We start from the raw sequence: 25,147 nt of genomic DNA, 5'->3' as shown, positions 1-25,147 counted from the left end.
TCGTCAGGAAATTCCCGTTTCTCCGTGGTCGCCACCTTGGCGACCCGTTTCGACATCGATGCCCTCGCGGCGGCGATTGTCACGCGCCTCACAGCGCCCCGATTCCAAGGGTAGGCGAATCGTAACGCGAGCACCGTGATTGGCAAGCCGGCGACCCGCCGCCGTGTCGTCGTTCTCCGGCTGCTCGAACGCGTTCCAGGCGTGCACGGCCCCGGCATGCTCCTCGACGATCTTCTTGACGATCGCCAGACCCAGCCCCGACCCCTTGGGCCGGGTGGTCGCGTAGGGCTCGAACAGCCGATCGAGCATCTCGGCCGGAAAGCCCGGCCCATTGTCGGCCACGGTCAGCTCGGCCAGGCAGTGTCCCGCCTCGCCGACCACCCGCAGGTCGAGCAGCACGACCGGCTCCCCTTCCACCGCACCGCGCTCGTCGAGCGCCTGGCTGGCGTTGCGAATCAGGTTGTGCAGCAATTGGCGCAAGCGGTTGGCATCGCCCTCCACCCAGACCGCGCCGTCGACCTCCGGCAGGAAGCGTACCTTGACGGCCGTGTTGCCGCGGTAGAGCTCGACGGTCTGGCCAGCCAGGGCCTGCAGGTCGAGCCGTTCGAGGCTCACCTGCGGGCTGCGCGCGTAGTCGGCGAACTCGTTGACCATCTGCTTCATCGCATCGACCTGCGCGATGATCGTGGCGGTGGCGCGGTCGAGGATCGGCGCGTGCCCCTCGTCGAGCTGGGGCAGGATACGCCGTCGCAGCCGTTCGGCCGACAGGCCGATGGGGGTGAGCGGGTTCTTGATCTCGTGGGCCAGGCGGCGGGCCACCTCCGACCACGCCGCGTCGCGCTGGGCCTGGATCAGCGCGGTGACGTCCTCGAGGACCATCACGTAGCCGCCGGCATCCGCGTCGCCATCGGGCGGCAGGGCCGCCAGGCGCGCCAGCAGCACCTTGCGCCCGCTGCCGTTCATGATGCGCACCTGGGCCTCGACCGTCTCGCCCGGCGGCGGGCCGGCCGCCCCCAGCCGGTCGAGGAATGCCTCGCACAACGGCAACAGGCTCGCGTGCGCCCGACAGACCGCCTGCAGCGAGCCCTCGAACAGCTCGTCCGACGCCACCCCGAGGATGTGCTGCGCGGCCGAGTTGCCGCTGATGATCCGCCCGTCGTAGGAGAGCGTCAGCACGCCGGAGGACAGGTGCTGGATCACCGTGTCGAGGTAGTCGCGCTCCTTGTCGGCCAGCTCCTGGAGTTCGCGCATCACCTCGTGGGCCCGGCGCACGCGGGCGGTCATGGTATTGAACGACTGGACCAGCTGGCCGAGATCGTCGCGGCGGTCGACCGGCAGCCGCAGGCTGTAGTCGCCCTCGGCCACCGCCTGGGTGCCGGCGGCCAGTTCGCGGATCGGGCTCAACAGCTTGCGCGCGGCGAGGAACGCCAGCCAGACGGCCGTGAGCAACGACAACAGCAGCGCCAGGGTCAGCGCCAGGGTGAAGGTCTGCTTGAGCGAGGTGTGCAGGTAGACCAGCTCGCGGTAGTCGTTGAAGGCGTCCTGCACGCTCTTGGAGAGCTGGTTGGCCTCGTCCGGCACGTCGAACAGCGCCTGGAGGACACGCTTGCCGCCCTCGCTGGTCAATCCGGCCTCCATCGGCACGACCACCCGGATCTGCAGGTCGCCGTCCCCGCCGGGGTCGAGGCCGATGAAGTCCCGCCCGGAACGGGCGTGCGCCAGCGCGGTTTCGTCGGCGCGGGCGGGCACGATGCTGGTGGCGTCCTCCGAGGAGGAGGCGACGATCAGGTTGCGCTGACCGAGGATGGTCATCTCCTCGGCGCCGGTGGTCCGGCGCACCTGCGAGAGCTCCAGGGCGATCAGTTCCGACCCGCCGTCACGCAGCTCGTCGGCCGCGCGCCGCGTTTCCTCCAGCGCCTGACGCATGCGCCCGTCGAAAGACATCTGCGAGAGGGACAACGCGTCGGTCATCGCCTGCTCGACCTGTACGTCGAACCACGAGTCGATGCCGCGCTGGACGAAGGTGAGCGAGAAATAGAACACGATCGCCACCGGCACCACCGACAGCGCGACGAAGGTGACCACGAGCCGGGCGGTCAGCCGGGCGCCGGGCGTGCCGCGCCGGTAATCGCGGATCAGGCGGACGATGTGCCACAGCACCACCATGGCGAGGAACAACAGCCCCACCGCGCTGATGCCCAACAGTGCCAGGAACAGTCCCTCGGGCTGCTCGACGGCGCGCAGCGAGTCGGAGACCAGGTACAGGAGCACCAGCAGCAGCACGACCACCATCGCGCTGATCGGGGCGATCGCGCGGCGCACCCAGCGCTGCAGGCGGCGGGCGATGCCCGTCATCGACGCACCTCCGACAGCCCCCACAGGAACCAGTCGCTATCGAGATCCCAGTTGTCATCGAACAGCGCCGGGACACGCAGCGGCAGCGGCAGCTTGTTGACGTCCAGCCTCACGCGCAACTTGCCCAGCAGCCGCGGCTTGTCGGCCAGCGGCGCCCAGCCGCCCAGCCGCCAGGCCCGCACCCGCGAGAGCGACTCGACCGCGTCGCTGAGCTGGGAGAAGGTATGGGTTTCGCGGGCGTGGAAGTCGGTCACCATCCAGGTGCGCGACAGGGCGTGATACTCCAGCCGCAGCCGGCGCCGGTCGCTCAACAGGGGACGATCCCAGAGCCATTCGCGCGGCTGGGCGATCTCCGCCTCGACCACGAGGGTCAGGGCGATGGAGTTGCGCAGGGCATCGATCACCTCGCTGCCCAGCGAGAGCTCGAGGTCGGCGTCCAGGAACAGCGCCTCCTCGCGGACCTCGGCGTGCACGTTGATCACCCGCGCGTCCGCGTGCAGCCGGGTCGAACCGCCGAGCCCGACGACGAGCACCAGTAGCAGCCAACCGAGGCGTGACACGCAGGCCGGGATCATCCGTTGGTCACCGGCTTTTCCAGCACCGCGTAGTAGAAGCCGTCGTGGCCGTCGGCCTGGGGGAACAGCTGCCGGCCGACCGATTGCGGCTCGCCCCAGTCGACGTCGAGTGGCACGGCGACGGCCTCCGGGTGGTCGCGCAGGAAGGATTCGACCTGCTTGGCGTTCTCCCGTTTGAGGATCGAGCAGGTGGCGTAGACCAGCCGCCCGCCCGGGCGCAGCAGCCCCCACAGCCGCTCCAGAATCTCGCGTTGCCGGCGCACCAGCGAGTCGAGGTCCTCGGGACGACGCAGCCGCTTGATGTCCGGGTGACGCCGGATCACGCCGGTGGCCGAACAAGGGACGTCGGCGAGGATGCGGTCGAAACGACCCGGCGGCTCGATCGACTGCGCCGTGAGATCCGCACAGACCAGTTCGGCGAAGCGGCCGGAGCGCTCGAGGTTGTCCTGCACCCGCGCCAGGCGGGTGACGTCGATATCCACCGCCGTCATCTGCACGGCCGGCTCGGCATCGAGCATCGCCAGCGTCTTGCCGCCCGGGGCGCAGCAGGCATCCAGCACGCGTTGGCCGGGGGCGAGAGCCATCAGGTCGACCACCAGCTGGGCCGCCTCGTCCTGCACCGAGACCTCGCCCTGGTGAAACCCGGGCAGGCGCTCGACGTCCAGCGGCGAGGCGAGCGCCACGCCGTGCGAGGCAAAGCGCGTCGCGCTCGCCTCGATCGATTGTTCCGCGAGACGCTCCAGGTACGCCGAGACGCTCTGCTCGGCGGCATTGACGCGCAGGGTCATGGGCGGATGGGTGGCGAGCTGCTCGCCCAGCAAGATGGTGCGCTCTTCGCCCCAGTCGTTCGCCAGCATCCCGAACAGCCAGTCCGGCAGGCGGGCCCGCACGGCGGGCGGCGCCTTGGCAAACGGCGTCTCGCCGGACTCGAGCTGGCGTACGGCGCGGCGCAGCACGGCGTTGACCAGCCCGGTGGCCCAGTTGTGATTGAGTTCGCGGGCGGCGTGCACCGCGGCATTGACCACGCGCGAGGGTTCGCGCTTGGAGCCGGTCAGGCGCTCGAGCCCCACCAGGAGCAGCATGCCCACCTCGGCGGCGCGCGGGTTGAGGGGGCGGTCGAGCAACTGGTCGCGCCACCAGGCCAGCGGTTCGTAGTGGCGCAGCACCTCGTAGCTCATCGCCTGGACCACACTGCGGTGCGCGGCCTGGGCGCGTGCGGTCAGCTCGGGCAGCACGCCGTCGAGCGAGCGGCCGTGGTCGACCACCTGGATCAGTCCCTCGGCGACCAGGGCCTCGGGCGAGCGCGGCCGCCCGCCCTGCTCGGCGCTGGCGACGCGGCGGCGCGAGCGACCCGGCTGGCCACCATGACCACCTTGGCGACGACGGGACGGGCGATCGGCCTGTGGGTTATCCGCCAAGCCGCACCCCCAGCAGATCGCGGCCGCGGGCAAAATCACTGGCGGCGACCGGGCGACCGCCGGCCCGCTGCACGCGCGTGAGCTCGAGCCCGCCGGCACCCGTCTGCACGACGAAGCCGTCCGCGGTCAGCTCGATCACCTCGCCGGGCGCCGCCTCGTCGCGCCCCTCGACCATGCGTGCGCCCCAGAGGCGCAGCGGCTGGCCCTCCAGCATGGTCTGGGCGACCGGCCAGGGGTTGAAGGCGCGCACGCGCCGCTCGATCAGATCGGCCGACTCGCGCCAGTCGACCGAGGCCTCGGCCTTGGCGAGCTTGGCGGCATAGCAGGCCTGCGCGTCGTCCTGCCGCTCGGGGGCACCGTCGCCCCGGACGATGGTCGGCAGCGCCTCGATCAGGGCCTCGGCGCCCAGCGGGGCGAGGCGATCGTGCAATGTCGCGGCGGTGTCGTCGGGGTGAATGGGCTCGATGCGCTTGAACCACATCGGCCCGGTGTCCAGCCCGGCCTCCATCTGCATGATGGTGATGCCGGTCTCGGTGTCGCCGGCCTCGATGGCGCGGTTGATCGGCGCCGCCCCGCGCCAGCGTGGCAGCAGCGAGGCGTGGATATTGATCGCGCCGAGACGCGGCATCTTCAGTACGGCCGGCGGCAGGATCAGGCCGTAGGCGGCGACGACCAGCAGGTCGGGCCGATACGCCGCCAGCTGCGACTGGGCGGCCTCGTCGCGCAGCGACAGCGGCTGCTCGACCGGCAGCCCCAGCTCGAGGGCGGCCTGCTTGACCGGCGGGGCGGTCAGCTTCTTGCCGCGCCCGGCGGGCCGGTCGGGCTGGGTGTAGGCGGCGACCAGCTCGAGCGTTTCGCCGGCCACCTCGTCCAGGCGGGCGAGCGCCTCGAGCGCCGGCACGGCGAAGTCGGGCGTGCCGCAATAGACCACGCGCAGGCTCATACACGCTCCCGGCGCGCGGCCTTTTCCATCTTCTTGCGGATGCGCTGCTGCTTGAGCGGCGAGAGGTAGTCGATGAACAGCCGACCGTCGAGGTGGTCGAGTTCGTGCTGGAAGCAGATGGCCAGCAACCCGTCGAGGTCATGCTCGATGGTCTTGCCCTTCTCATCCTGGGCGCGCACGCGAATGCGTTCGGCACGCGGGATGGTCTCGTTGATCCCCGGGATCGACAGGCAACCCTCTTCCGATTCGACCCTGCCGTCACGGGCCAGGATCTCGGGGTTGACGAAGGCCATCGCCCCGCTGCGATCCTCGCTCACGTCGGCCACGAACAGCCGCCGGTGCTCGTCGATCTGGGTGGCGGCCAGCCCGATGCCGCGCTCCTGGTACATGGTCTCGAACATGTCGGCGACCAGTTCGGCCAGCGCCGGCTCGAAGGAATCGACCGGGCGGGCGATTTCGCGCAGCCGGTCGTCGGGGTAGATGAGGATGTCTCGCAGACTCATACGTCGGTCACTGGTTTCAGATTGTTCGCCACGGCGGGGCGCCGGCAAGGGGGATTTGTTCGCCCGCCGGCCGACTGGACGGTGGGGGCGAAATCTTTTACAACAAGCCGTATTTGGGGATACATTGTACGCCAGCACTCGGCAGAACCCAGACGATTGTCGACAATCCCGGGCGGACACCCGTACACGGACTGCTCTCGGCCGGACACCAAGGACGTTGTAACGATGAGATCGACCAAAGGACTCCCCCTGGCACTCGCCCCGGCCCTCGCGCTCGCGGGCCTGATGCCGCTGACCAGCACCCTGACCGGCTGTGCCCTGACCGAGGACGACGTGGTCAACCCACGCGAGCCCATGTCCGCCGACGCCCTGCCGCTGGGCGCCGAGCGTGGCCCGGTCAAGCGCGACCTCTCCGCCGAGGAAACCCGCGACCAGTTCCGCGACCTCTCCGCCGAGGATTACGTGGTCAAGAAAGGCGACACCCTCTGGTCGATCGCCAACCACTTCCTCAAGGATCCCTACTACTGGCCCGAGATCTGGTACGGCAACCCGGAGATCGAGAACCCGCACCGCATCTACCCGGGCGACCGCATCCAGATCGTCTTCGTCGGTGATCGCCCGCGCCTGGCCGTCGGCCTGCGCCCGCACATCCGCTACGAATCGCTGCCGCCGGCCGTCGCCGCCGTGCCGCTCGACCTGGTACGTCCCTTCCTCAGCCACGACCAGGTGATGGACGAGGACGAATTCGAGGCCGCCCCCTACGTACTCGCCAACCGCGAGGGCTCGATCCACGCCAGCAGCGGCGACACCGCCTACGTTCGTCCGCCGCTCGACGGCTCGAAGCAACGCTTCGCCGTCGTCGAGAAGGGCAAGGCGCTGCTCGACGGCCGCAGCGGCGAGCACCTCGGCTACCGAGCCATCTTCAAGGGCGAGGCGAACGTGGTCGAGACCGGCGACCCGACCACCGTCGAACTCGAGGACACCGTGCGCGAGGTCGACGAAGGCGACCGCCTGGTCGAGATGACCGAGGAGGCCTTCGACCGTGACGTCACGCCGCAGATCCCGGCCTTCCCGATCGACGCCCGCATCATCCTGCTGCCGGATGCCATCACCCAGGTGGGCAGCCAGCAGGTGGTCGTGATCGACCGGGGCAGCGAATCCGGCGTCACCGCCGGCGACCTGCTGCAGATCAGCAAGCGTGGCCGGGTGGTCGAGGACCGCTTCGCCCCGCGCGACACCGGCGAGGATGGCCGCGAGGCCACCCGCGGCCCGGCCGTGCTGCTGCCGGACCACCCGATCGGCACCGCCATGGTCTTCCGCGCCTACGACCGCGTCAGCTACGCGCTGGTGATCAAGGCCACCCAGCCGATCCACGAGGGCGACCTGGCCCAGACCCCGGTCCAGGGCAGCACCCTTTAAGCGGTGCCTGCCGCGCCGCGCGCCTCAGCGACCCGGGGCACCCCCAGCCCGGGCAACGACGACACCACGGCACTGATCGAGCTGCTGGCAACCCCGGGCATGGGGCCCAAGCGGCTCGCCCTGCTGTTGACGCATTTCAGCACGCCGACCGCCGCCCTCGACGCCCCCCGCCGCGAATGGCACCACGCGGGGCTGCCCGAGGGCGTCACCCAGGCGCGGGCGGATGCAGAGAAGGTCGCCGCGATCACCGACTGGCTGGCCGCCGACGCGACCCACCACCTGATTGCCCGCGGCGATCCGCACTTCCCTGCGGCCCTCGAGGACCTTCCCGACGCCCCGGCCGCGCTGTTCGCCCGCGGACGCGTTGCCGCGCTCAGCGAACCACAGATCGCCATGGTCGGCTCGCGCACGCCCACCACCGGCGGGCGCCAGAACGCCCGGGCCTTCGCCCGCCATCTCGCCGCACAAGGGCTGGTGATCACCAGCGGGCTGGCCCTGGGCGTGGACGGCGAGGCCCACCGCGGCGCGCTGGATGTCAACGGCATCACCATCGCCGTGCTCGGCTCGGGCATCGACCGCCTCTACCCACCGGAACACGCCTCGCTGGCCGACGAAATCGTCGCCGGCGGCGGGGTGATCCTGTCCGAATGGCTGCCCGGCACCGAGCCGCGCCGCGGCCACTTCCCGCGTCGCAACCGCCTGATCAGCGGCCTGGCCTGCGGCGTGCTGGTGGTCGAGGCCTCGGTCAAGAGCGGCTCGCTGATCACCGCCCGACTCGCTGGCGAGCAGGGGCGCGACGTGTTTGCCATCCCCGGCTCGATCCACAACCCGCTGGCCCGCGGCTGCCACCACCTGATCCGCGAGGGCGCCAAGCTGGTCGAGACCGGTCAGGACGTCCTCGAGGAACTGGCCCCCACCCTGCGCCGCCAGTTGGAAGCGACCGCCACGGCGACAGAGGAAAGCGCCGGACCCGGACCCGAGGCACCACCCTCGCCACGGGACCCAGAGCAACAACGCATCCTCGAGCTGCTCGGCCACGACCCGCAGCCGGCCGACACCCTGATCGAGGCGAGCGGATTGACCGCCGGTGAGGTTTCCTCCATCCTCCTCATGCTTGAACTGGCGGGAGAGGTGTCCACCCTGCCCGGCGGCCTCTACGTCCGCACGAGTTAGCGAGTGTGGCCCGCCTGACCGGATATCAGCCGGCAACAGCACCCTGCCGACCGCACCTGCCGCCGCCCCCAACATGTATTCCCGATCGCGCGCGCAGGCTCAAGCCATCATGTCCCGGTGAGCCGATGAAAGAGACTGTTCTCGACCTGTTGATGTTCCTCTTCGAGAATTACATGGAAGACGAGGACCGCTTCCCCCCGCAAAACGAACGCGCCGGCCTGCAGATGAAGCTGCTCGAGGCCGGCTTCGACCACGACGAGATCGAGCATGCCTTTGCCTGGCTCGAGGGCGTGCTGGAACAGGGCAGCGAGTCCGGCCCCGAGCGCGACCATGCCTTCCGGGTCTACAGTGACGACGAGCAGATGATGCTCGACGTCGATGCCCGCGGCTTTCTGATGCAGCTCGAGCAGATCGGCGTGCTTTCGCCCTCGGCCCGCGAGACGGTGATCGAGCGCGCCATGGCACTGGGCGAGGACGAGATCGACGTCGAGCGCCTCAAGTGGATCGTCCTGCTGGTCCTGTTCGCCAAGCCGGGCGAGGAACAGGCCTTTGCCTGGATGGAAGACCTCGTCTTCGACGACGCCGCCGTCCTGCACTAAGAAGACGCTGCGCGAATACGATGCCACGTCGGCTGGGCGCGCCCCGAGCGAGGCATCTGCTACGTTGTCGCTCTTGGAAAGAGAATGACTCGTTCGCGACCAACCGATGCCTTGCGCCTGTCCGGCCCAGGGCGGGCCGAGCGGCATCGCATTCGTACAGACCTTCCGTAAATAACGAAGACACCTTATGAGCGAAAACCTGGTCATCGTCGAGTCGCCCGCCAAGGCCAAGACGATCAAGAAATACCTCGGCCCCGGCTACGAAGTGCTGGCCTCCTACGGCCACGTGCGCGATCTCGTGCCCAAGAACGGCGCGGTGGATCCCGAGCACGACTTCGCGATGAACTACACGGTCATCGACAAGAACAAGAAGCACGTCGACGCCATCAAGAAGGCGCTGAAGAAGGCCGACACCCTCCTGCTGGCCACTGACCCCGACCGCGAAGGCGAGGCCATCTCCTGGCACCTCTACGAACTGCTGAAGGACAGCGGCCTGCTCGACGACAAGGAAGCCAAGCGCGTGGTCTTCTACGAGATCACCAAGCGCGCCGTGCAGGAGGCGATCGCCCACCCGCGCGGGCTGGCCCAGGAGCTGATCGACGCCCAGCAGGCGCGCCGGGCGCTCGACTACCTGGTGGGCTTCAATCTCTCGCCGCTGCTGTGGAAGAAGATCAATCCGGGCCTGTCCGCCGGCCGGGTGCAGAGCCCGGCGCTGCGAATGATCGTCGAGCGCGAGGAGGAGATCGAGGCCTTCACGCCGCGTGAATACTGGTCGATCGCCGCCGACTGCCGCACCGGCGACCAGCCCTTCTCCGCCCGCCTCTACCAGCTCGACGGCAAGAAGGTCGCGCAGTTCACCCTCGAGGACGAGGCCTCCGCCACCTCGGCGCGCGAACGCCTCGAGGCGGCGGCCAACGGCACGCTCAAGGTCGCCAAGGTCGACCGTCGCGAGCGCAAGCGCCACGCCGCGCCGCCGTTCACCACCTCCACCATGCAGCAGGAGGCGGTACGCAAGCTCGGCCTGTCCGCCTCGCGCGCCATGCGCGTGGCTCAGGAGCTCTACGAGGGTGTCGACATCGGCCAGGGCACGGTGGGTCTGATCACCTACATGCGTACCGACTCGGTCAACCTGTCGAACGACGCGATCGGCGAGATCCGCCACCACATCGGCGAGAGCTACGGCGCCGATTACGTGCCGGAGTCGCCCAATCGCTACCGCACCAAGTCGAAGAACGCCCAGGAGGCCCACGAGGCCATCCGCCCGACCTCGATCGCCAACACGCCGGACAAGGTGCGCGCGTTCCTCAACCGCGACCAGTTCCGTCTCTACGAGATGATCTTTAAGCGCACGCTGGCCTCGCAGATGACCCCGGCGGTCTTCGACCAGGTCTCCGTGGATCTGGCCGCCGGTGACGAGCACAGCTTCCGCGCGACCGGCTCGACTCTGAAGTTCCCGGGCTTTATCGCCGCGTACCGCGAGGACGAGGACGACCAGGCATCGGACAAGGACGACGACCGTCGTCTGCCGCCGCTGGAGGAAGGCCAGCAGATCGAGCTCGCCGCGATCAACGCCACCCAGCACTTCACCGAGCCACCGCCGCGCTTCACCGAAGCGAGCCTGGTCAAGACGCTCGAGCAGTACGGCATCGGCCGCCCGTCGACCTACGCCAGCATCATCTCGACGCTGCGCTCGCGCGAGTACGTCGAGCTCGAGCAACGCCGTTTCCGCCCCACCGACATGGGCCGAGTGGTCAACGGCTTTCTGACCGAGTACTTCCGCGACATCGTCGACTACGAGTTCACCGCCAAGCTCGAAGACGAGCTCGATGCCGTCTCGCGCGGCGAGATGGACTGGGTGCCGCTGTTGCGCGAGTTCTGGGAGCCGTTCACCAAGCGCATCGAGCACACCCAGCAGAACGTCTCGCGCCAGGAGGCCGCGCAGGGTCGCGAGCTGGGCGTCGACCCGAAGAGCGGCAAGCCGGTGGTCGCCCGTCTGGGGCGCTTCGGCCCGTTCGTGCAGATCGGCACCAAGGACGACGAGGAGAAGCCCAAGTTCGCCTCGCTGCGCCCGCACCAGAGCATCGCGACCATCACGCTCGACGAGGCGATGGAGCTGTTCAAGCTGCCGCGCAAGCTCGGCGAGACGCCCGAGGGCGAACCGGTCGAGGCCAACATCGGCCGCTTCGGCCCGTACGTGAAGTTCGGCAACAAGTTCGCCTCCCTGGGCAAGGACGACGACCCCTACACCATCGAACTGCCGCGCGCGCTCGAGCTCATCGAGGTCAAGAAGCTCGCCGAGAAGAACCGCATCATCAACGAGTTCGACGACGGCATCCAGGTGCTCAACGGTCGCTACGGCCCCTACGTCTCGGACGGGAAGAAGAACGCCAAGATTCCCAAGGACGACGACCCCAAGGCGATTACCCACGAGCAGGCGATCGAGATGATCGCCCAGGCCCCCGAGCGCAAGGGCCGTGGACGCAAGGCCGCCCCCAAGACCGCGGCCAAGAAGACGGCTGCCAAGTCGACGACCAAGAAGTCGACCACCGCGAAGAAATCGACAGCGAAGAAGACGACCGCCAAGAAGACCACGGCGAAGAAGCCCGCCAGCAAGACCGCCTCCGGAGGCAAGGCCGAATGAGCGTCCCGTCGGCATTCCAGCTGCGCGAGATTGCCCGCCACCTCGACGACGGCGGCCTGATCGCCTACCCGACCGAGGCGGTCTTCGGCCTGGGCTGCGCGCCGCTCGACCCGTTCGCGGTCATGCGCCTGCTCGCACTCAAGCAACGCGAGGTGGGCAAGGGTCTGATCCTGATCGCCGACACGCCGGAGATGCTCCAGCCCTTCGCCGCGGTGACTGCCGAGGAATGGGACCGCATCGCGGCCGACTGGCCGGCGGCGCGCACCGTCATCGTGCCGGCGGCCGACGGCGTGCCGGCCTGGCTGACCGGCGGGCGCAAGGAAATCGCCCTGCGCGTGCCCGCGCACGAGACCGCGCGCGCGATCAGTCGCGCCTTCGGCGGGCCGATCGTCTCGACCAGCGCGAACGTCAGCGGCCGCCCGGCGGCACGCGACGCGCTCGCCGCCCGCCGCCAGTTTGCCCGGGCGGACGTCCGGATCATTCCGGGCCGCGTCGATCGGCGCGCCCGCCCCTCGCAGATCATCCACTGGCCCACCGGACGGATCATCAGGAGTTGACCATGGCGGATAAGCCGGCAGACAGCGGGGCCGACCTTCAGGCCGTCCGCGACTACCTTGTCGACCTGCAGGACCGGATCGTCGCCGGCCTCGAAGGCCAGGAAGACGGCACGCGCTTCCTGCACGACGACTGGAAGCGCCCGCCGGGCGACCATCTCAACGGCGAGGGCCGCGGCCGCATCCTCGAGGACGGCGCGACCTTCGAACGTGCCGGGATCAACTTCTCGCACGTGACCGGCAACAAGCTGCCGCCGTCGGCCACCGCCCACCGGCCGGATCTGGCCGGCGGCTCGTTCGAGGCCATGGGCGTCTCGCTGGTGATCCACCCGCGCAATCCCTTTGTTCCCACCTCGCACGCCAACGTGCGCTTCTTCCAGGCACAGAAGGAAGGCGTCGAGCCGGTGTGGTGGTTCGGCGGCGGCTTTGATCTGACGCCCTACTACGGCTTCACCGAGGATGCCGTGCATTGGCACGAGCAGGCCGAGGCCGCCTGCCGGCCGTTCGGCGACGACCACTACCCGCGCTTCAAGCAGTGGTGCGACGAGTATTTCTGGCTCAAGCACCGCAATGAACCGCGCGGCGTGGGCGGCCTGTTCTTCGACGACTACGGCGCCGACGGCCAGATCGACTTCGATACCGCCTTCGGCTTCATGCGCTCGGTGGGCGACCACTACCTGCCCGCCTACCTGCCGCTGGTGGAAAAGCGCAAGGACACCCCGTACGGCGAGCGCGAGCGCGACTTCCAGGCTTACCGCCGCGGGCGTTACGTCGAGTTCAACCTGGTCTACGACCGCGGCACCCTGTTCGGGCTGCAGTCGGGCGGGCGCACCGAGTCGATCCTGATGTCGATGCCGCCGCGCGCCGCCTGGCGCTACGACTACCACCCCGAGCCGGGCAGCGAGGAGGCGCGTCTCTACGACGAGTTCCTCCGCCCGCGCGACTGGCTGGCCGAACGCTGAGCCCGATTACCGACCCCCAACGCAAAAGGGCGAACCCACAGCGGGCTCGCCCTTTTTACATTCCAGGATGGATTCGAGGTGGGCTCGCGCTAGTTCAGGCGTTCCAGCGCATGCGCCGAGTCGACCGGGATAAACCAGTCCTGGTAGCGGTTGCTGTGGTGCACGATCCAGCCGCGCGCCCGCAGGGTCTCGCCTTCCAGCGCCTCGAAATACCAGCCGGGGAAACGTTCGAGGTCGGCCTTGTCGACGCGCACGGCCACCCGGCCCTCCAGATTGATCCAGATATTCCGCCGGCTCTCGCCCACCGACTCCACCCGGCCGCGGACGATCGCCGCACCCTGCACCTGCTCCGGAATGCCGTTGGCCGAGGGCAGGCCCGGGTCGTAGGCGGACAAGGACCAGATGCCGAGATCGTCGTCGCGGGCCGCCCGCTCGCGCGTCAGCAGGCAGTCGGCCAGCTCGAGGTTGGGGGCGACGAACACCGCCATCGCCATGCCCCGATCCAGCAGTTGCGCCTGGATGGAACGACCGTCGGGGAGGTACAGGTAGGAAAGGCGGCGCCCGTAGCGGTCCTCGCCCTCGGTGGCATCGATCACCCGCACGCGGTTCTCCGACTCGGCCAGCAGCGCGCGCAGGGCCTGCTGCGCCTCACGGGCATAGGGTTCGTCCGCGGCGCCGTCCCGACCGATCTCGGGGGTGTCGATGCCGACCAGGCGCACCCGGTCCCCGTTGGAGAGGCGGACGGTATCGCCGTCGTTGACGTAGCTGACCGTGGCCGACTCGACCGCCAGCCCGGACGGCGGGGCGCAGTCGCCCGTGCCATCCATGCCACCCGGGGGCCGCTGCGGCGACTCCTCGGCCACGCAGCCGCCGGCGACGAGCAGCATGGTCGCCAGCACGGCGAGCAGGGGACGACGCACACGAAAAAGGGCACCGGGAAGACCCACGGTGCCCTTTTGCTGCGCCCGGCCGAACGGCAGGAACGCGACCACGACGGTCTTACTTCTTCTTCTGGCCGTAGCGGTTGCGGAACTTGTCCACCTGCTTGGCCATGCTGCCCTCGGAACGCTTGCCGGTAAAGAACGGGTGGCTAGCGGAGGACACATCGATCTTGATCAGCGGGTACTCGTTACCGTCTTCCCACTTGATGGTCTCGCTCGACTTCATGGTCGAACGGGTCAGGATGGCGAAGTCCGCCGCGGCGTCCTGGAATACCACCGGCTGGTAGTTCGGGTGAATGCCTTCTTTCATCTCGATTCTGCCCCTGGTAAAGGTTCGAAAGTTGGGTCGGATGCCGCCGGGGCCGCATCTCAGGTTGATCGTCTTCGGGTTTGCCCCTTGGCGGGGCCGCCATCCCGACGCTCGCCCCGGGGTTAGAAATCACCACGGGCGTACGCGGCCGGGACGGCCAAGGCGCGAGATTCTACCCAAACTCACGACCCGGCACAAGCCATGCCCCGCTTTTCCCGGGATGTGCTCAGGGCGTGCGCGCCAGGGCCCAGACGGACACCGATGCGGCGCCGGCTTGCCGCAGCGCGGCCGCGAGCGCCCGCGCGCTCGCCCCGGTGGTCAGCACGTCATCGATGATCGCGACCCGCCGTGGCACGGCCCCGTCGACCGCAAACGCCCCCTTGAGCGTCCGTCGGCGCTCGCGGGCCGACAAGGCGGTCAGCGAACCGGTGTCCCGCACCCGGCGCACGCCACGGCGCAGCAACGGCAGGCCGGTCGCGCGGGCCACCCCGTCGGCCAGCAGCCAGGACTGGTTGAAGCCGCGCCGACGACGCTGTCGCGGGTGCAGCGGCATCGGCACCAGGACATCGATGTCGCCCACCGCCCCATCGGCCCGGGCCGCCTCGACCAGGGTCGCTTGCAACAGCGGCACGACGCTGAAATCCTGACGGTACTTGAGCCGGTGGACCAGGGCACGCACCGACGGGTCGAGATCGACCGCGGCGATCACGCCCTCGAAGGCCGAGGGCTTGCCGACACAGGCCGCGCAGGTCTTCCCGTCCGCCCCATCACCGGCCAGAATCAGCCCGCAGCCGCGACAACGTGGCCGCCCCAGTGCGGCACGCCATTCCCGGCGGCAATCCGGGCACAGACCGTCGGGATCGACGGTATCGAGACGGCAGAGATGACAGGGCGCGTCGAACCAGCGCTGCCGTCGCGAGGGCATCCATTCCATGCTAATCTGCATCCCATCCGCATATTTAGAGGTCGTCTCACCATGAACCACGACGCGTCCGCCGACACCTTCGACAACAACGACGAGCACACCCCGACCCGCATCTCCGGCCGGTCGGCCCGGCGGGCCGCCACCTGGTTCAACTGGGGCAACATCGTCGCGATGATCGTGCCCCTGCCGCTGGCGATCTTCTGGACCGGCCTGTCGATGCTGGTCTACGCGCTGAACAAGCACCACCCGAACCCGAAGGTGGGCTACTACACCCAGTGGGCCGCCTACCGTTTCTACGGGGTGGCCGGCACCGCCATGGTGATCGCCGTGTTCGCGCCGCCCAGCCTGACCTTCTACCTGGTCGTCTGGGCGATCGCCGCGCTGATCCTGATCCCCTGGTCGCTTTACGACCTCTACCGGATCAAGCAAGATACCTGGGAAGATTCCTTCACCGAACCGCCCGAATCGTTCGAGGATAACTGATTCCCATGACCCGCCCGCTTTGGCGCAAGCAACAAGCGCTCGACCTGTTCGCGAAGCCCTTCAACGACCTGCTTTTCCAGGCCCAGACGGTGCATCGCGAGCACTTCGACCCCAACGCGGTCCAGGTCAGCACCCTGCTCTCGATCAAGACCGGCGCCTGCCCGGAAGACTGCAAGTACTGCTCGCAGAGCGCCCGCTACGACACGGGCCTCGAGCGCGAGCGCCTGCTGCCGCTCGACGAGGTGCGCACCGCCGCCCGCCGGGCGCGCGAGAAGGGCGCCTCGCGCTTCTGCATGGGCGCGGCCTGGCGTAACCCCACCGACACCCAGCTCGAGCGGGTCATCGACATGGTGCGCGTGGTCAAGGAGACCGGCATGGAGGCCTGCGTCACGCTCGGCATGCTCAAGCCCGAGCAGGCCAGCCGCCTCAAGGAGGCCGGTCTCGACTACTACAACCACAACATCGACACCTCGGCCGAGTTCTACGACCAGGTGATCACCACCCGCTCGATCGACGACCGCCTCGAAACGCTCGACCACGTCCGCGAGGCCGGCATCAACGTCTGCTCGGGCGGCATCCTCGGCATGGGCGAATCGCGCGAGGATCGCGCCTCGTTTTTGACCACGCTGGCCAACCTCGAGCGCGCGCCGGAATCCGTGCCGCTCAACATGCTGGTGCGCATCCCGGGCACGCCGATGGCCGACGTCCCGGCGCTCGACCCGATCGAGTTCATCCGCACCATCGCCGTGGCCCGCATCCTGATGCCGAGCTCGCACGTGCGCCTGTCCGCCGGCCGCGAGGGACTGAGCGAGGCGATCCAGGCCTGGTGCTTCTTCGCCGGCGCCAACAGCATCTTCTACGGCGAGAAGCTGTTGACCACCGAGAACGCCGACGCGGCGGCCGACGAGGCCATGTTCGAGAAGCTCGGCCTGACCCCGCTGATCCCCGACGGCTGCCAGCTCGACGAGCCGGCCGACAGCCAGCAGGCCTCCGTCTCGGCCTGATCGGCAACCACATCACGGCCATCACGGGCCGCGACTGACCACCCGGTCGGCCGCGGCCCGTTTCGTTTGGCGCGCCGAGCAATCGACGCCCCATTGTGGGAGCGGGCGTCGTAGGAGTGGCTTTAGCCGCGATGGGATCGGGTGGCGGCTCGGCATGTCGCGGCTAAAGCCGCTCCTACGGCCACCCTGGGTCGGCTATTCCCCACCCTGATCGACGGCGACCTCCACCTCGTCCGGCGCGAGGCACACCTCGTCATCGCAGGCCTGCAGATCGAGTAATAGACGCGTCGGCATCCCGCCGGTCACGGGTACCCGCAGCTCGATCACCCCTTCGTAGACATCGATCGCCGAACGGGCGAACTCGGCGCGAAACGGCCTGCCCTCGGGATAGTCGATCGGCCCGATCTCACCATCCAGCGCCGTGACACGGGTCGGCACAAGGAAGTCTTCGCTGGCCGGGTTGGCATTGACGTGAAAGCCCTCGTCGATGGCGAGGCGCACGATGATGGCCGCACCGGCCTCGACCGCGCGCGCCTCGACCGCGACGTGATCGCGCGTCTCGCCCGGCCCGCCGGTGGTCTCGGCCGCCTCGGCCAGCCGCGCCGCCTCGCGCGTCACCACCGCGGCACGCGACGGCCGGGCCAGTGCGCCGACCAGGAACCCCCAGTCGGCCGGTGCGGCGTCCACCTCGGTGGCGAACCCCGCCAACGCGCGCACCGCCCGCGCCTGGCGCGCCGGGTCCTCGAGCACGACGCCAAGATCCAGCAGGAACACCACCGCCTGCGAATGCCCCGACGGCGAGGCATCGTCACCCGTCAGCGGCGGGCTGAGCGGCAGACCGCCACCCGCTTGCGGCGGGCGCTCGTGCAGCCGCCCCGACTCGTCGAGGTAATCGCGCTCGATCGTCGCGGCGAGCCGCTGGGCGCGGAACAGCCAACCGATATCGTGGCTCGTCCCGTACAGCGCCAGCATCAGGCGCCCCGCGGCCGCGTGATCGGAAAGGAACGCCTCGCCGGAGACCTGCCCTTCATAGACCTGCCGACTAAGGCGCTGCGCATCGGCATCCCAAAGCCGTGTCCAGAGCCAGTCACCCACCGCCTGCGCCCGCTCGTGCCAGTCGCCCCGGTCGAGCGGCTGGGCGGCCGCCAGCAGACCCAGCCCGGCCAGGGCGTTGAACTCGGCGACCTGCTTGCGATCGCGCTGGGGCAGGCCACGCGCCTGGCGCGCCTCGAGCAGGGCGGCGTAATCGGGCTCGAAGCCGGCGATCGACTCGGCCAGCTCGCCCCGCTCGAAGGCATCCAGGGCCCGGCCCACGGCCAGGTTCACCGCCCCGCCATCGGGCAGTTCGTGATCGATCCGGCTTTCCGGCAGGCCGGCCAGCTGGTGCCAGTCGAGGAAGGCCTCGGCATCCTCGCCCAACACCGCGCGGATCTCCTCGGCGGTAAAGACGTAGCTCTTGCCCTCGATGCCGTCGAGCTCGGCGTTCTCGGCGGTGAAATAGCCCCCCTCGTCCGCCCAGAGCCTGCGCTCGAGATACCCGACGCTGCGCGCGGCGACGTCACCGAGCCAGTCCTCGTCGAGCCGCTGCCCGGCCCGCGCGTAGTGACCGATCAGCTGGGCGTTGTCGACCAGCATCTTCTCGAAGTGCGGGATCGCCCAATCGGGGTCGACCGTGTAGCGATGAAACCCGCCACCGACGTGATCGAACAGCGCACCGATGCTCATCGCCGCCAGGGTCTGGCGCAGCATCGGTTCCGCCCGCGCGGCCTGGTCGTCGCCATCGAGCGCCGAGAGCAGCAGCGCCAGCCTGGGCGACTGCGGAAAGCGGCTCGACTGCCCCGGCGGGGCGAAGCCGCCCACCAGCGGGTCGAACTGGTCTTCCAGCGCCTTGATGGCCCGCGCCCGCCAGTCGGTCGGGTCGATTCGCTCGGGCGCAAGACTGGTGTCCGCGCCTTCCCTGAGCGCCTCGGCGGTTGCCTCGGCCCGCTCGAGCAGCGGTTCGCGATTCGACTGCCACTGATCGGAGAGACGCTCGAGGAGCTGCGGGAAGCTCTCGCGGCCGGGCAGCGGCTCGGGCGGGAAATAGCTGCCGGCGAAGAAGGGCTCGAGGTCCGGGGTGAGAAAGACGTTGTTGGGCCAGCCGCCGCCCTCGCCCAGCGCGCGCGTGGCGGCCATCAACACTCGATCGAGGTCGGGGCGCTGCTCGCGGTCGATCTTGATGTTGACGAACCCCTCGTTCATCGCCGCGGCGATCTTGGGGTCCTCGTAGAGCTCGCGCTTGGCGACGTGGCACCAGTAGCAGGTGGAATAGCCCACCGAGACGAAGATCGGCTTGTCCTGCTCGCGGGCCAGCGCCAGGGCCTGTTCGCCCCAGGGGTACCAGTCGACCGGGTTGTCGGCGTGGTCGCGCAGGTAATCCGAGGCGGTGTCGGCAAGTCGGTTCTCGGCGACGGCCGGGCCACCGGCCATCGCCAGCAGCACGAGCGGCCACAGCCAGGCATGCACTCGAGTCATCCCGTCACCCCATCGTTCGAGTCCAGTCACGAGAATGGCACAGCCCGACGCACAATGCGGCAACACCCGCCGGCGGTGCTAGGCTTGCAGTTTTCCCCGTTTATGCAGGAATCCCGATGTTCGAAGCCGCCGAACTGGGCCGTCGCCTCGCCAAGTCCGATTTCAAGGACGCCGTGCCGGCGCTGCGCCTGCAGCTGCTCGATGCCCAGCGCCGGGCGCGGGCAGCCAACCTGCCGGTACTGCTGCTGATCAACGGCGTGGCGGGCGCCGGCAAGGGCGAACTGGTCAACCACCTGCTCGAGTGGCTGGATTCGCGCGGCGTGCAGACGCACGTCTTCTGGGACGAGACCGACGAGGAAAAGCAGCGCCCGCGCTGGTGGCGCTACTGGCGGTCGATGCCCGGCGGCGGCGAGATCGCCGTGCTGTTCGGCGGCTGGTACCAGCACCTGATCGAGGACGCCCAGCACGGCCAGCTGGCCGAGGACGATGTCAGCCGCGAGCTCGAGCGCATCCGCGAGACCGAGCACATGCTGATCAACGGCGGCGCGCTGCTGGTGAAGTTCTGGTTCCACCTGCCGGCCAACGAACAGGCCCGTCGGGTGAAGGAACGCCGCCGCGACCCCAAGAGCCACTGGCACATGGCCCCGGAAACGGCCAAGGCGGCCAACCACTACGACGAGTTCATCGGCATCGCCACCCGCGTGGTGCGGGAAACCGATACCGGCGAGGCGCCCTGGTTCCTGATCGAGGCGACCGATCCGCACTTTCGTGACCTGACCGCCGGCAAGACCCTGCTGCGCGCCATCGACACGCGCCTGTCCAACGGCGCGAGCCCGAGTCCCATCAAGGTCTCGCATGCCCCGGCCCTGCCGGACGCCGACAGCGCGCGGCGCACCATCGTCGACCACGTCCCCGGCGACCTCGTGCTGGACAAGCCCGACTACAAGAAACGCAAGCGCGACCTCGACGCCCGGCTCAACCGGCTCGGCTGGGAAGGCTTCGAGGCACGCCGCCCGGTGGTCGCCCTGTTCGAGGGCTGGGATGCCGCCGGCAAGGGCGGGGCCATCCGCCGCCTGACCGAGGCGCTCGACGCGCGGCTCTACCGCGTCATCCCGATCGCCGCGCCCACCGACGAGGAGGCCGATCACCACTACCTGTGGCGCTTCTGGCGACAGATCCCGCGCGACGGCTACTGGACCATCTTCGACCGTTCCTGGTACGGCCGCGTGCTGGTCGAACGCGTCGAGGGCCTGGCCCCCCAGCCCGACTGGGCGCGCGCCTACCACGAGATCAACACCTTTGAGGAGCAGCTCGCCGAGCATGGCGTGACCCTGCTCAAGTTCTGGCTCAACATCACGCCCGACGAGCAGCTAAAGCGCTTCGAGGCCCGCCAGCAGACGCCCTACAAGAAGCACAAGATCACGCCCGAGGACTGGCGCAACCGCGAGAAGTGGGACGACTACAAGGCGGCGGTCAACGAGATGGTGATCCGCACCTCGACCGAGTACGCGCCGTGGCACATCATCCCGGCCAACGACAAGCGCTACGCGCGCATCGAGGTGATGAAGATCGCCGCCGAGGCGGTGAAAAAGACGCTCAAGCGCAACCCGACGGACTGAGCCAACCCCGGCAACAAGGACGATCCGACCATGAAGTTTACCCACCACCTGCGCGAGACCCACGGCCGCCAGATCGGCCTGATCACGTTCGCCTTCGGCATCCTGCTCGCCGGCATGATCCTGGTGGTCGCCAACGGCCTGTGGCAGAACCACCGCCTGCAGGTCGAGCTGAAAAGCGTCACCCAGGACCACGGACAACGCCTGCAACTGGCCAGCGATCTGCAGGGAAGGTCTGCGCAAATCCGATGCCACTCTGGCCATGCGAGTCGTTCGTGATCACGGCGCGTCGTCGCCGGCGTGCCGGCGGCCACGTCAAGACGACGCAACACCGAGCACGGGCGACTCGCTTGGCCCCGCAGGGCGTGCCTTGAGCCGGACAGCTGCTGCGTTACCGTTCTTGAAAAGGGAATAACCCTTTCGCGGCGAACGGATGCCTTGCATCTGCCCGGCTCAAGGCACGCAGAGCGGTATCGGATTTGCGCAGGCCTTCCCGGGGCGGCCTACAACCGCCACCAGACCATGATCAACCAGCTGCTCACCCACGACCCGTTCGAGCGCGACGCGCTGATGATGGACTACCACAAGTGGGGCAACCGGGTCGGCGAGGCGCGCAACGCCCTGCGCGCCCGGCTCGACGACGAGCGCAGCCTCGCGCTGATGGAACGCCAGGACGAACTGATCCCGCGCACCGTCGAACTGCAGGACCGCGTGGTGGATCTGGCCGCCCGCGACGCGATCGAGCCGGCCATGCGCATCGTGCGCAACGAGCTGTTCGATCTCGACCGCCAGTTCGACGGCGTCATCCAGGAACTGCGTCGCCACGAGCAGGCGATCATGCAGGCGGCCATCGATCGCGCCCGCGACACCGCCGAGACCGCGCGCCGGTTCATGCTCTGGTTCGGCATCGGCGGCATCCTGTTCGCCGCCATCCTGATGCTCACCACCCGACGCACCTTCCGGCGCCTGCAGCACGAGCTGCACGAGCAGGCCGAGCAACTCGACCAGGCCAGCGAGCGCCTGCACTACGAATCCCGGCACGACGCCCTCACCGGCCTGCTCAACCGGCGCGCGTTCTACGAGCAGGCCGCTCACTGCCAACGCGACGGCGGCTCGTTCGCCCTGGCCTACATCGACCTCGACTGCTTCAAGCCGGTCAACGACGAACACGGCCACGCCATCGGCGACGACGTCCTCACCCGCGTGGGCGAACGGCTGCAGGCCGCCGCCGGGGAGAGCGGAATCGTCGCCCGGCTCGGCGGCGACGAGTTCTGCCTGCTGGTACCCGACGACGAGGGACTGGCCGAGCACGAGGCCGCGCTGCGTGCCGAACTCGAACGCCCGCTGACCATCGACGGCCGACAGATCGACCCGCGCCTGAGCATCGGCTGGGCCCGCTGCCCGGCCGACGGCACCGACCTGGACGAGCTGATCACCCGCGCCGACGGGCGGATGTACGCGCAGAAGGGGGAGCGCCGGCGTGGGCCGGCGGAGCGGCGGGGGGCGGATCGGGGGTGAGGTGAGTCACCCTCGGGGCAAACGGTCGTCGGTCGCGGGGCGCGCACCGTCGCGCGTTGACCGGGGGCTGTCGCGCCGATTTTCCTGAACGCGCCACGCCCTTGCCGCCGAGCGCCCTCCGCCCGACCGGGCCGACACGGCCCTACGGATCACGTGCCGTCACTCCATCGCCTCACGGATCTTGCGCTCCATTTCCAGGGTTATCTCGGTGGAACGAGGCGGAAGGGCGGCATCGCCCCGCTCGCCGTTTTCCTCGATATCGTCCAGGAGCCGCTTCATCAACTCGATCTCGCGGACCTGTGCGGCGATGATCTCGTCGGCCAGTTCACGGACGCGCGGATCGCTGATATCGGCCTTGCGCGCGTTGTTTATCGCGATCGAGTGGTGGGGAATCATCGACTTCATGAAATCGTCATCGTCGATCAGCACCTGCCACCGGTTCACGGCCAGCAACAAGGCGCCCACCAGGGCCGCCACGACCACGACCGCCACCTTGGTCTTCCGCCCCCGGTACATCGGCCACATGAAACCGAGCATCACCACGGCCATGACGCACCCCATTAGCAGCGAGGCGATCAGTCAATTCATGCTGAACGTGGCGTGATCCAGCGAGAAGACCAGCTGGTACATCAAGAAGAACATGATGACGGTCGACGTCGCGATCATCGCCGCAAAGCGCCCCCAGCTCATGCCGGACATTGGCGATTTCTGACTCATGACGGGTTCTCCCTCGTATCGTCACATGGCCTGGTTCTAGACAGAGACAAGCGCCCGAAGTGCCGAAAACCACACCGAGACGGCGCCCGCCTCGCACAATCACCGAGAGCGTAGACCGCGCCTTTCGCATCGACCGGGAGGGGTGGGGGTTTGGGTGTCCTGGATTCGGGGATCTTGTCGGGCCACGTGGGCGGGGACACTCGGCTTTGGCGGACACGTATTCATGTCGATGGAGGATATTTCGCGTGCCAATTGCGCGAGTAGGCATGAAGACAGTGCCGTGCTCGGCGCGCGAGTCGATTTTCTTGCTTGTCCAAGAAAACCGACGAAAAGAAGGACACCCCGGTGCCTTGGCCCTGCAATCCCTCGCTCGCGAGGCAAGGCACAAGGGGACTCGACCCTTCGATTAGGCAGAGAACGCGACCCCAAAATTTCCAGTTCCCTTGGGGATGTGCGTCGCGCCACCGGATGGCTGGGAACCAGATCCCCTTGCGCCCTGCCTCGCGGCCGGGGGATGGCTCGGGGTCGGAGCGACAGGGACGTCGCTCCGAGGCTCGCCGTGACAGGACGTCACGTCGAGCCGACCCCGAAGGCAGCCGCCGGTCGCGAGGCTTCGAGACCGGACCCCGTCCGGGCTCGAAGGCCCGCAGGGCCAGGACGTCGGGGTGCCCTTCTTTTCGCCTCTTTTCTTGGGCAAGCAAGAAAAGAGGCTCGCGCGCCTGACATGGCGGCATCCTGCAAACCACCGAGCGAAAACGGCGTGCGAAACCACAAACCACGCCTGACAGGAGACGACTACGACACTCGTCGTAAATAAGCCGTCACCTCATCCCGATCGTGATACAGCTGCCGAATAGCCAACTCGAACGGCACCTCGGCCTCGATCAACCGATCCTCGATCAACTCCCGACACTCCATCACCGCCTGCTGGCGCTTCTTCATCGGCAGCTTGAGGTTGAAGATGGCCCGGCGGCAATCGCCGCGCGCCATCCAGTCGGCCATCAGCGCCGCCACGCGGATCGGTTTCTCCACCATGTCGCAGACCAGCCACTCCACCGGCCGCTCGGGGCGGAAGGTGAAGCCGTCCTCTCGACGGTGCTCGACCTGGTGGGAGGCGGCCAGCTCTTCCGCCATCGGGCCGTTGTCGACGGCCGTGACCATCAGCCCGTCGCGTACCAGCTGCCAGGTCCAGCCGCCGGGCGCGGCCCCGAGATCCACGGCCTCCAATCCGGCGCGCAGCAGTTCCTGGCGCTCGTCGGGCGAGAGGAAGGTGATCAGCGCCTCCTCGAGCTTGAGTGCCGAGCGGCTGGGCGCGTGCTTGGAGAGCTTCAGGCGCGGGATGCCCATCGGTCGTGGCGCCGCCTGCCCCGGGTGCGACCAGCCGGGGATCACGGTGGTGGAATCGGTGAACGTCAGGTGAAGTCTTGGCAACTCCCGGTTGCCCGGTTCGAGCAGCCCGCGCTTGCGCATCGACTGCTCCAGCGGCTTGGTGAACTGGCGGGCCAGTCGCATCAGCGGCCGGGTCGCGTCGGCATCCGGCGTCTCCACAAAAACGCCGCCGAACGCCTGCCCATCGAGCGCGGCGAGGATCGGCCCCAGCCGGTTGTCGGGCGGCAGGTCGGCCAGCGGCTCGCCAGCGAGACACAGCTGCCGGGCGAAGATCAGGTCATCGAGGTCGAGCGTCTCGAACCACTCGGACAATGCCTGCGCGTCGTGGGCGATGAAGGTGAGATAGCCGGTATCGGCCTTGGCCTTGCAGAAGCCGTGCACGCCGGCCTCGGCGGCGACGGCCTGCACCTGGGCGGCGCAGTCGCCTTCGTAGCCGGCGCGGGTGAGAAGCAGCAGTTGTCGGTTGGTATCCATCATCGCGAGAGGATGCCTCAGCGCGCGCGGAGATGCCATGACGCAAAAAAGCCGCAGCGATCGAATCGATCGGACTGCGACTTCCCTTCCACGGCCCGGGCATCCCGGGCGAAC

At 68.7% G+C, this 25,147-nt stretch carries 23 protein-coding genes; 11 read left to right on the top strand and 12 right to left on the bottom strand.

Going from position 1 to position 25,147, the window contains the following annotated elements; all coding sequences use genetic code 11:
* Nucleotides 1–3: 3 nt before the first annotated feature.
* From LV475_RS06220 to def, 5 genes are read right to left on the bottom strand one after another with little or no spacing between them, the layout of a single operon-like run.
* A complete protein-coding gene (locus LV475_RS06220; protein ID WP_136867868.1) occupies nt 4–2,355 on the bottom strand; it encodes a sensor histidine kinase in 2,352 nt (783 codons plus the stop codon).
* Nucleotides 2,352–2,930 carry a DUF4390 domain-containing protein gene (locus LV475_RS06215; protein WP_136867867.1) on the bottom strand — a complete coding sequence of 193 codons (579 nt, stop codon included), beginning with the start codon at nt 2,928–2,930 and terminating at the stop codon, nt 2,352–2,354. Before LV475_RS06215 ends, LV475_RS06220 begins: the two co-directional genes overlap by 4 nt.
* Nucleotides 2,927–4,348: a 16S rRNA (cytosine(967)-C(5))-methyltransferase RsmB gene (rsmB, locus tag LV475_RS06210; RefSeq protein ID WP_250105943.1), complete on the bottom strand. Its 1,422-nt coding sequence runs from the start codon at nt 4,346–4,348 to the stop codon at nt 2,927–2,929. Before rsmB ends, LV475_RS06215 begins: the two co-directional genes overlap by 4 nt.
* A complete protein-coding gene (gene fmt / locus LV475_RS06205) occupies nt 4,338–5,291 on the bottom strand; it encodes a methionyl-tRNA formyltransferase (protein ID WP_136867971.1) in 954 nt (317 codons plus the stop codon). Before fmt ends, rsmB begins: the two co-directional genes overlap by 11 nt.
* A complete protein-coding gene (gene def, locus LV475_RS06200) occupies nt 5,288–5,794 on the bottom strand; it encodes a peptide deformylase (protein WP_136867972.1) in 507 nt (168 codons plus the stop codon). The genes fmt and def overlap by 4 nt, the downstream gene beginning before the upstream one ends.
* Before the next feature lie 225 nt (nt 5,795–6,019).
* Here def and LV475_RS06195 point away from each other — a divergent pair, with 225 nt between their 5' ends.
* The 6 genes from LV475_RS06195 (at nt 6,020) to hemF (ending at nt 13,142) form a co-directional block, all read left to right on the top strand.
* A complete protein-coding gene (locus LV475_RS06195) occupies nt 6,020–7,213 on the top strand; it encodes a LysM peptidoglycan-binding domain-containing protein (protein ID WP_136867973.1) in 1,194 nt (397 codons plus the stop codon).
* Nucleotides 7,214–7,216: 3 nt separating this feature from the next.
* Nucleotides 7,217–8,386, top strand: coding sequence for a DNA-processing protein DprA (gene dprA, locus LV475_RS06190; RefSeq protein ID WP_231505792.1), 1,170 nt, complete (start codon nt 7,217–7,219; stop codon nt 8,384–8,386).
* Between the two features lie 125 nt (nt 8,387–8,511).
* Nucleotides 8,512–8,985: a Smg family protein gene (locus LV475_RS06185; RefSeq protein ID WP_136867974.1), complete on the top strand. Its 474-nt coding sequence runs from the start codon at nt 8,512–8,514 to the stop codon at nt 8,983–8,985.
* Nucleotides 8,986–9,172: 187 nt separating this feature from the next.
* Nucleotides 9,173–11,626: a DNA topoisomerase I gene (locus tag LV475_RS06180; RefSeq protein ID WP_250105942.1), complete on the top strand. Its 2,454-nt coding sequence runs from the start codon at nt 9,173–9,175 to the stop codon at nt 11,624–11,626.
* Nucleotides 11,623–12,183 carry an L-threonylcarbamoyladenylate synthase type 1 TsaC gene (gene tsaC / locus LV475_RS06175; protein WP_156227555.1) on the top strand — a complete coding sequence of 187 codons (561 nt, stop codon included), beginning with the start codon at nt 11,623–11,625 and terminating at the stop codon, nt 12,181–12,183. Before LV475_RS06180 ends, tsaC begins: the two co-directional genes overlap by 4 nt.
* A 2-nt stretch (nt 12,184–12,185) precedes the next feature.
* Nucleotides 12,186–13,142 carry an oxygen-dependent coproporphyrinogen oxidase gene (gene hemF, locus LV475_RS06170; protein WP_136868010.1) on the top strand — a complete coding sequence of 319 codons (957 nt, stop codon included), beginning with the start codon at nt 12,186–12,188 and terminating at the stop codon, nt 13,140–13,142.
* Between the two features lie 89 nt (nt 13,143–13,231).
* On the opposite strand, the gene LV475_RS06165 is transcribed toward hemF, so the two are convergent.
* The 3 genes from LV475_RS06165 to LV475_RS06155 all read right to left on the bottom strand — a co-directional run bounded on the left by LV475_RS06165 (nt 13,232) and on the right by LV475_RS06155 (nt 15,327).
* Nucleotides 13,232–14,062 (bottom strand): thermonuclease family protein, encoded by an 831-nt coding sequence (locus tag LV475_RS06165; protein ID WP_250105941.1) that lies wholly within the window; start codon nt 14,060–14,062, stop codon nt 13,232–13,234.
* 79 nt (nt 14,063–14,141) lie between these two features.
* Nucleotides 14,142–14,393 carry a type B 50S ribosomal protein L31 gene (locus tag LV475_RS06160; RefSeq protein ID WP_250105940.1) on the bottom strand — a complete coding sequence of 84 codons (252 nt, stop codon included), beginning with the start codon at nt 14,391–14,393 and terminating at the stop codon, nt 14,142–14,144.
* Between the two features lie 226 nt (nt 14,394–14,619).
* On the bottom strand, nt 14,620–15,327 hold the full coding sequence (locus LV475_RS06155) for a ComF family protein (RefSeq protein ID WP_250105939.1): 708 nt from the start codon (nt 15,325–15,327) through the stop codon (nt 14,620–14,622).
* Between the two features lie 42 nt (nt 15,328–15,369).
* Between LV475_RS06155 and LV475_RS06150 the strand changes: the two genes are divergently transcribed.
* Complete coding sequence (locus LV475_RS06150; RefSeq protein ID WP_136868014.1) at nt 15,370–15,801, top strand: hypothetical protein; 432 nt, start codon at nt 15,370–15,372, stop codon at nt 15,799–15,801.
* A gap of 5 nt (nt 15,802–15,806) precedes the next feature.
* Entirely contained in the window at nt 15,807–16,805 is a 999-nt protein-coding gene (gene bioB / locus LV475_RS06145) for a biotin synthase BioB (RefSeq protein WP_136868015.1), read from the top strand.
* Between the two features lie 195 nt (nt 16,806–17,000).
* Here bioB and LV475_RS06140 read toward each other — a convergent pair whose 3' ends face one another.
* Nucleotides 17,001–19,319 carry a DUF255 domain-containing protein gene (locus LV475_RS06140; RefSeq protein ID WP_250105938.1) on the bottom strand — a complete coding sequence of 773 codons (2,319 nt, stop codon included), beginning with the start codon at nt 19,317–19,319 and terminating at the stop codon, nt 17,001–17,003.
* A gap of 116 nt (nt 19,320–19,435) precedes the next feature.
* Between LV475_RS06140 and pap the strand changes: the two genes are divergently transcribed.
* The 3 genes from pap to LV475_RS06125 all read left to right on the top strand — a co-directional run bounded on the left by pap (nt 19,436) and on the right by LV475_RS06125 (nt 22,453).
* Nucleotides 19,436–20,938, top strand: coding sequence for a polyphosphate:AMP phosphotransferase (pap, locus tag LV475_RS06135; RefSeq protein ID WP_250105937.1), 1,503 nt, complete (start codon nt 19,436–19,438; stop codon nt 20,936–20,938).
* Between the two features lie 30 nt (nt 20,939–20,968).
* Entirely contained in the window at nt 20,969–21,214 is a 246-nt protein-coding gene (locus tag LV475_RS06130; RefSeq protein WP_136867985.1) for a hypothetical protein, read from the top strand.
* Nucleotides 21,215–21,457: 243 nt separating this feature from the next.
* Entirely contained in the window at nt 21,458–22,453 is a 996-nt protein-coding gene (locus LV475_RS06125; protein WP_136867984.1) for a diguanylate cyclase domain-containing protein, read from the top strand.
* Between the two features lie 159 nt (nt 22,454–22,612).
* On the opposite strand, the gene LV475_RS06120 is transcribed toward LV475_RS06125, so the two are convergent.
* The 3 genes from LV475_RS06120 to rlmM form a co-directional block, all read right to left on the bottom strand.
* On the bottom strand, nt 22,613–23,002 hold the full coding sequence (locus LV475_RS06120; RefSeq protein WP_211238845.1) for a DUF305 domain-containing protein: 390 nt from the start codon (nt 23,000–23,002) through the stop codon (nt 22,613–22,615).
* A 30-nt stretch (nt 23,003–23,032) separates the two neighbouring features.
* Nucleotides 23,033–23,170: a hypothetical protein gene (locus LV475_RS06115; RefSeq protein WP_211238844.1), complete on the bottom strand. Its 138-nt coding sequence runs from the start codon at nt 23,168–23,170 to the stop codon at nt 23,033–23,035.
* Between the two features lie 795 nt (nt 23,171–23,965).
* Nucleotides 23,966–25,036, bottom strand: a complete 1,071-nt coding sequence (gene rlmM / locus LV475_RS06110) for a 23S rRNA (cytidine(2498)-2'-O)-methyltransferase RlmM (RefSeq protein WP_250105936.1) — start codon at nt 25,034–25,036, stop codon at nt 23,966–23,968.
* Nucleotides 25,037–25,147 lie beyond the last annotated feature (111 nt).

The sequence above is a fragment of the Guyparkeria hydrothermalis genome, from assembly GCF_023555375.1.
Taxonomy (GTDB): domain Bacteria; phylum Pseudomonadota; class Gammaproteobacteria; order Halothiobacillales; family Halothiobacillaceae; genus Guyparkeria; species Guyparkeria hydrothermalis.
The sequence above is the reverse complement of the archived record's forward strand: the minus strand, read 5'-3'. Positions and strand labels throughout refer to the sequence as shown.

What these genes read in the sequence shown, in the direction of transcription:
- LV475_RS06220 (WP_136867868.1), bottom strand. Translation starts at nt 2,355, where the DNA reads ATGACGGGCATCGCCCGCCGCCTGCAGCGCTGGGTGCGCCGCGCGATC.
- LV475_RS06215 (WP_136867867.1), bottom strand. Translation starts at nt 2,930, where the DNA reads ATGATCCCGGCCTGCGTGTCACGCCTCGGTTGGCTGCTACTGGTGCTC.
- fmt (WP_136867971.1), bottom strand. Translation starts at nt 5,291, where the DNA reads ATGAGCCTGCGCGTGGTCTATTGCGGCACGCCCGACTTCGCCGTGCCG.
- def (WP_136867972.1), bottom strand. Translation starts at nt 5,794, where the DNA reads ATGAGTCTGCGAGACATCCTCATCTACCCCGACGACCGGCTGCGCGAA.
- LV475_RS06195 (WP_136867973.1), top strand. Translation starts at nt 6,020, where the DNA reads ATGAGATCGACCAAAGGACTCCCCCTGGCACTCGCCCCGGCCCTCGCG.
- LV475_RS06185 (WP_136867974.1), top strand. Translation starts at nt 8,512, where the DNA reads ATGAAAGAGACTGTTCTCGACCTGTTGATGTTCCTCTTCGAGAATTAC.
- LV475_RS06180 (WP_250105942.1), top strand. Translation starts at nt 9,173, where the DNA reads ATGAGCGAAAACCTGGTCATCGTCGAGTCGCCCGCCAAGGCCAAGACG.
- tsaC (WP_156227555.1), top strand. Translation starts at nt 11,623, where the DNA reads ATGAGCGTCCCGTCGGCATTCCAGCTGCGCGAGATTGCCCGCCACCTC.
- hemF (WP_136868010.1), top strand. Translation starts at nt 12,186, where the DNA reads ATGGCGGATAAGCCGGCAGACAGCGGGGCCGACCTTCAGGCCGTCCGC.
- LV475_RS06160 (WP_250105940.1), bottom strand. Translation starts at nt 14,393, where the DNA reads ATGAAAGAAGGCATTCACCCGAACTACCAGCCGGTGGTATTCCAGGAC.
- LV475_RS06155 (WP_250105939.1), bottom strand. Translation starts at nt 15,327, where the DNA reads ATGGAATGGATGCCCTCGCGACGGCAGCGCTGGTTCGACGCGCCCTGT.
- LV475_RS06150 (WP_136868014.1), top strand. Translation starts at nt 15,370, where the DNA reads ATGAACCACGACGCGTCCGCCGACACCTTCGACAACAACGACGAGCAC.
- bioB (WP_136868015.1), top strand. Translation starts at nt 15,807, where the DNA reads ATGACCCGCCCGCTTTGGCGCAAGCAACAAGCGCTCGACCTGTTCGCG.
- LV475_RS06140 (WP_250105938.1), bottom strand. Translation starts at nt 19,319, where the DNA reads ATGACTCGAGTGCATGCCTGGCTGTGGCCGCTCGTGCTGCTGGCGATG.
- pap (WP_250105937.1), top strand. Translation starts at nt 19,436, where the DNA reads ATGTTCGAAGCCGCCGAACTGGGCCGTCGCCTCGCCAAGTCCGATTTC.
- LV475_RS06130 (WP_136867985.1), top strand. Translation starts at nt 20,969, where the DNA reads ATGAAGTTTACCCACCACCTGCGCGAGACCCACGGCCGCCAGATCGGC.
- LV475_RS06125 (WP_136867984.1), top strand. Translation starts at nt 21,458, where the DNA reads ATGATCAACCAGCTGCTCACCCACGACCCGTTCGAGCGCGACGCGCTG.
- LV475_RS06120 (WP_211238845.1), bottom strand. Translation starts at nt 23,002, where the DNA reads ATGGCCGTGGTGATGCTCGGTTTCATGTGGCCGATGTACCGGGGGCGG.
- LV475_RS06115 (WP_211238844.1), bottom strand. Translation starts at nt 23,170, where the DNA reads ATGAGTCAGAAATCGCCAATGTCCGGCATGAGCTGGGGGCGCTTTGCG.
- rlmM (WP_250105936.1), bottom strand. Translation starts at nt 25,036, where the DNA reads ATGATGGATACCAACCGACAACTGCTGCTTCTCACCCGCGCCGGCTAC.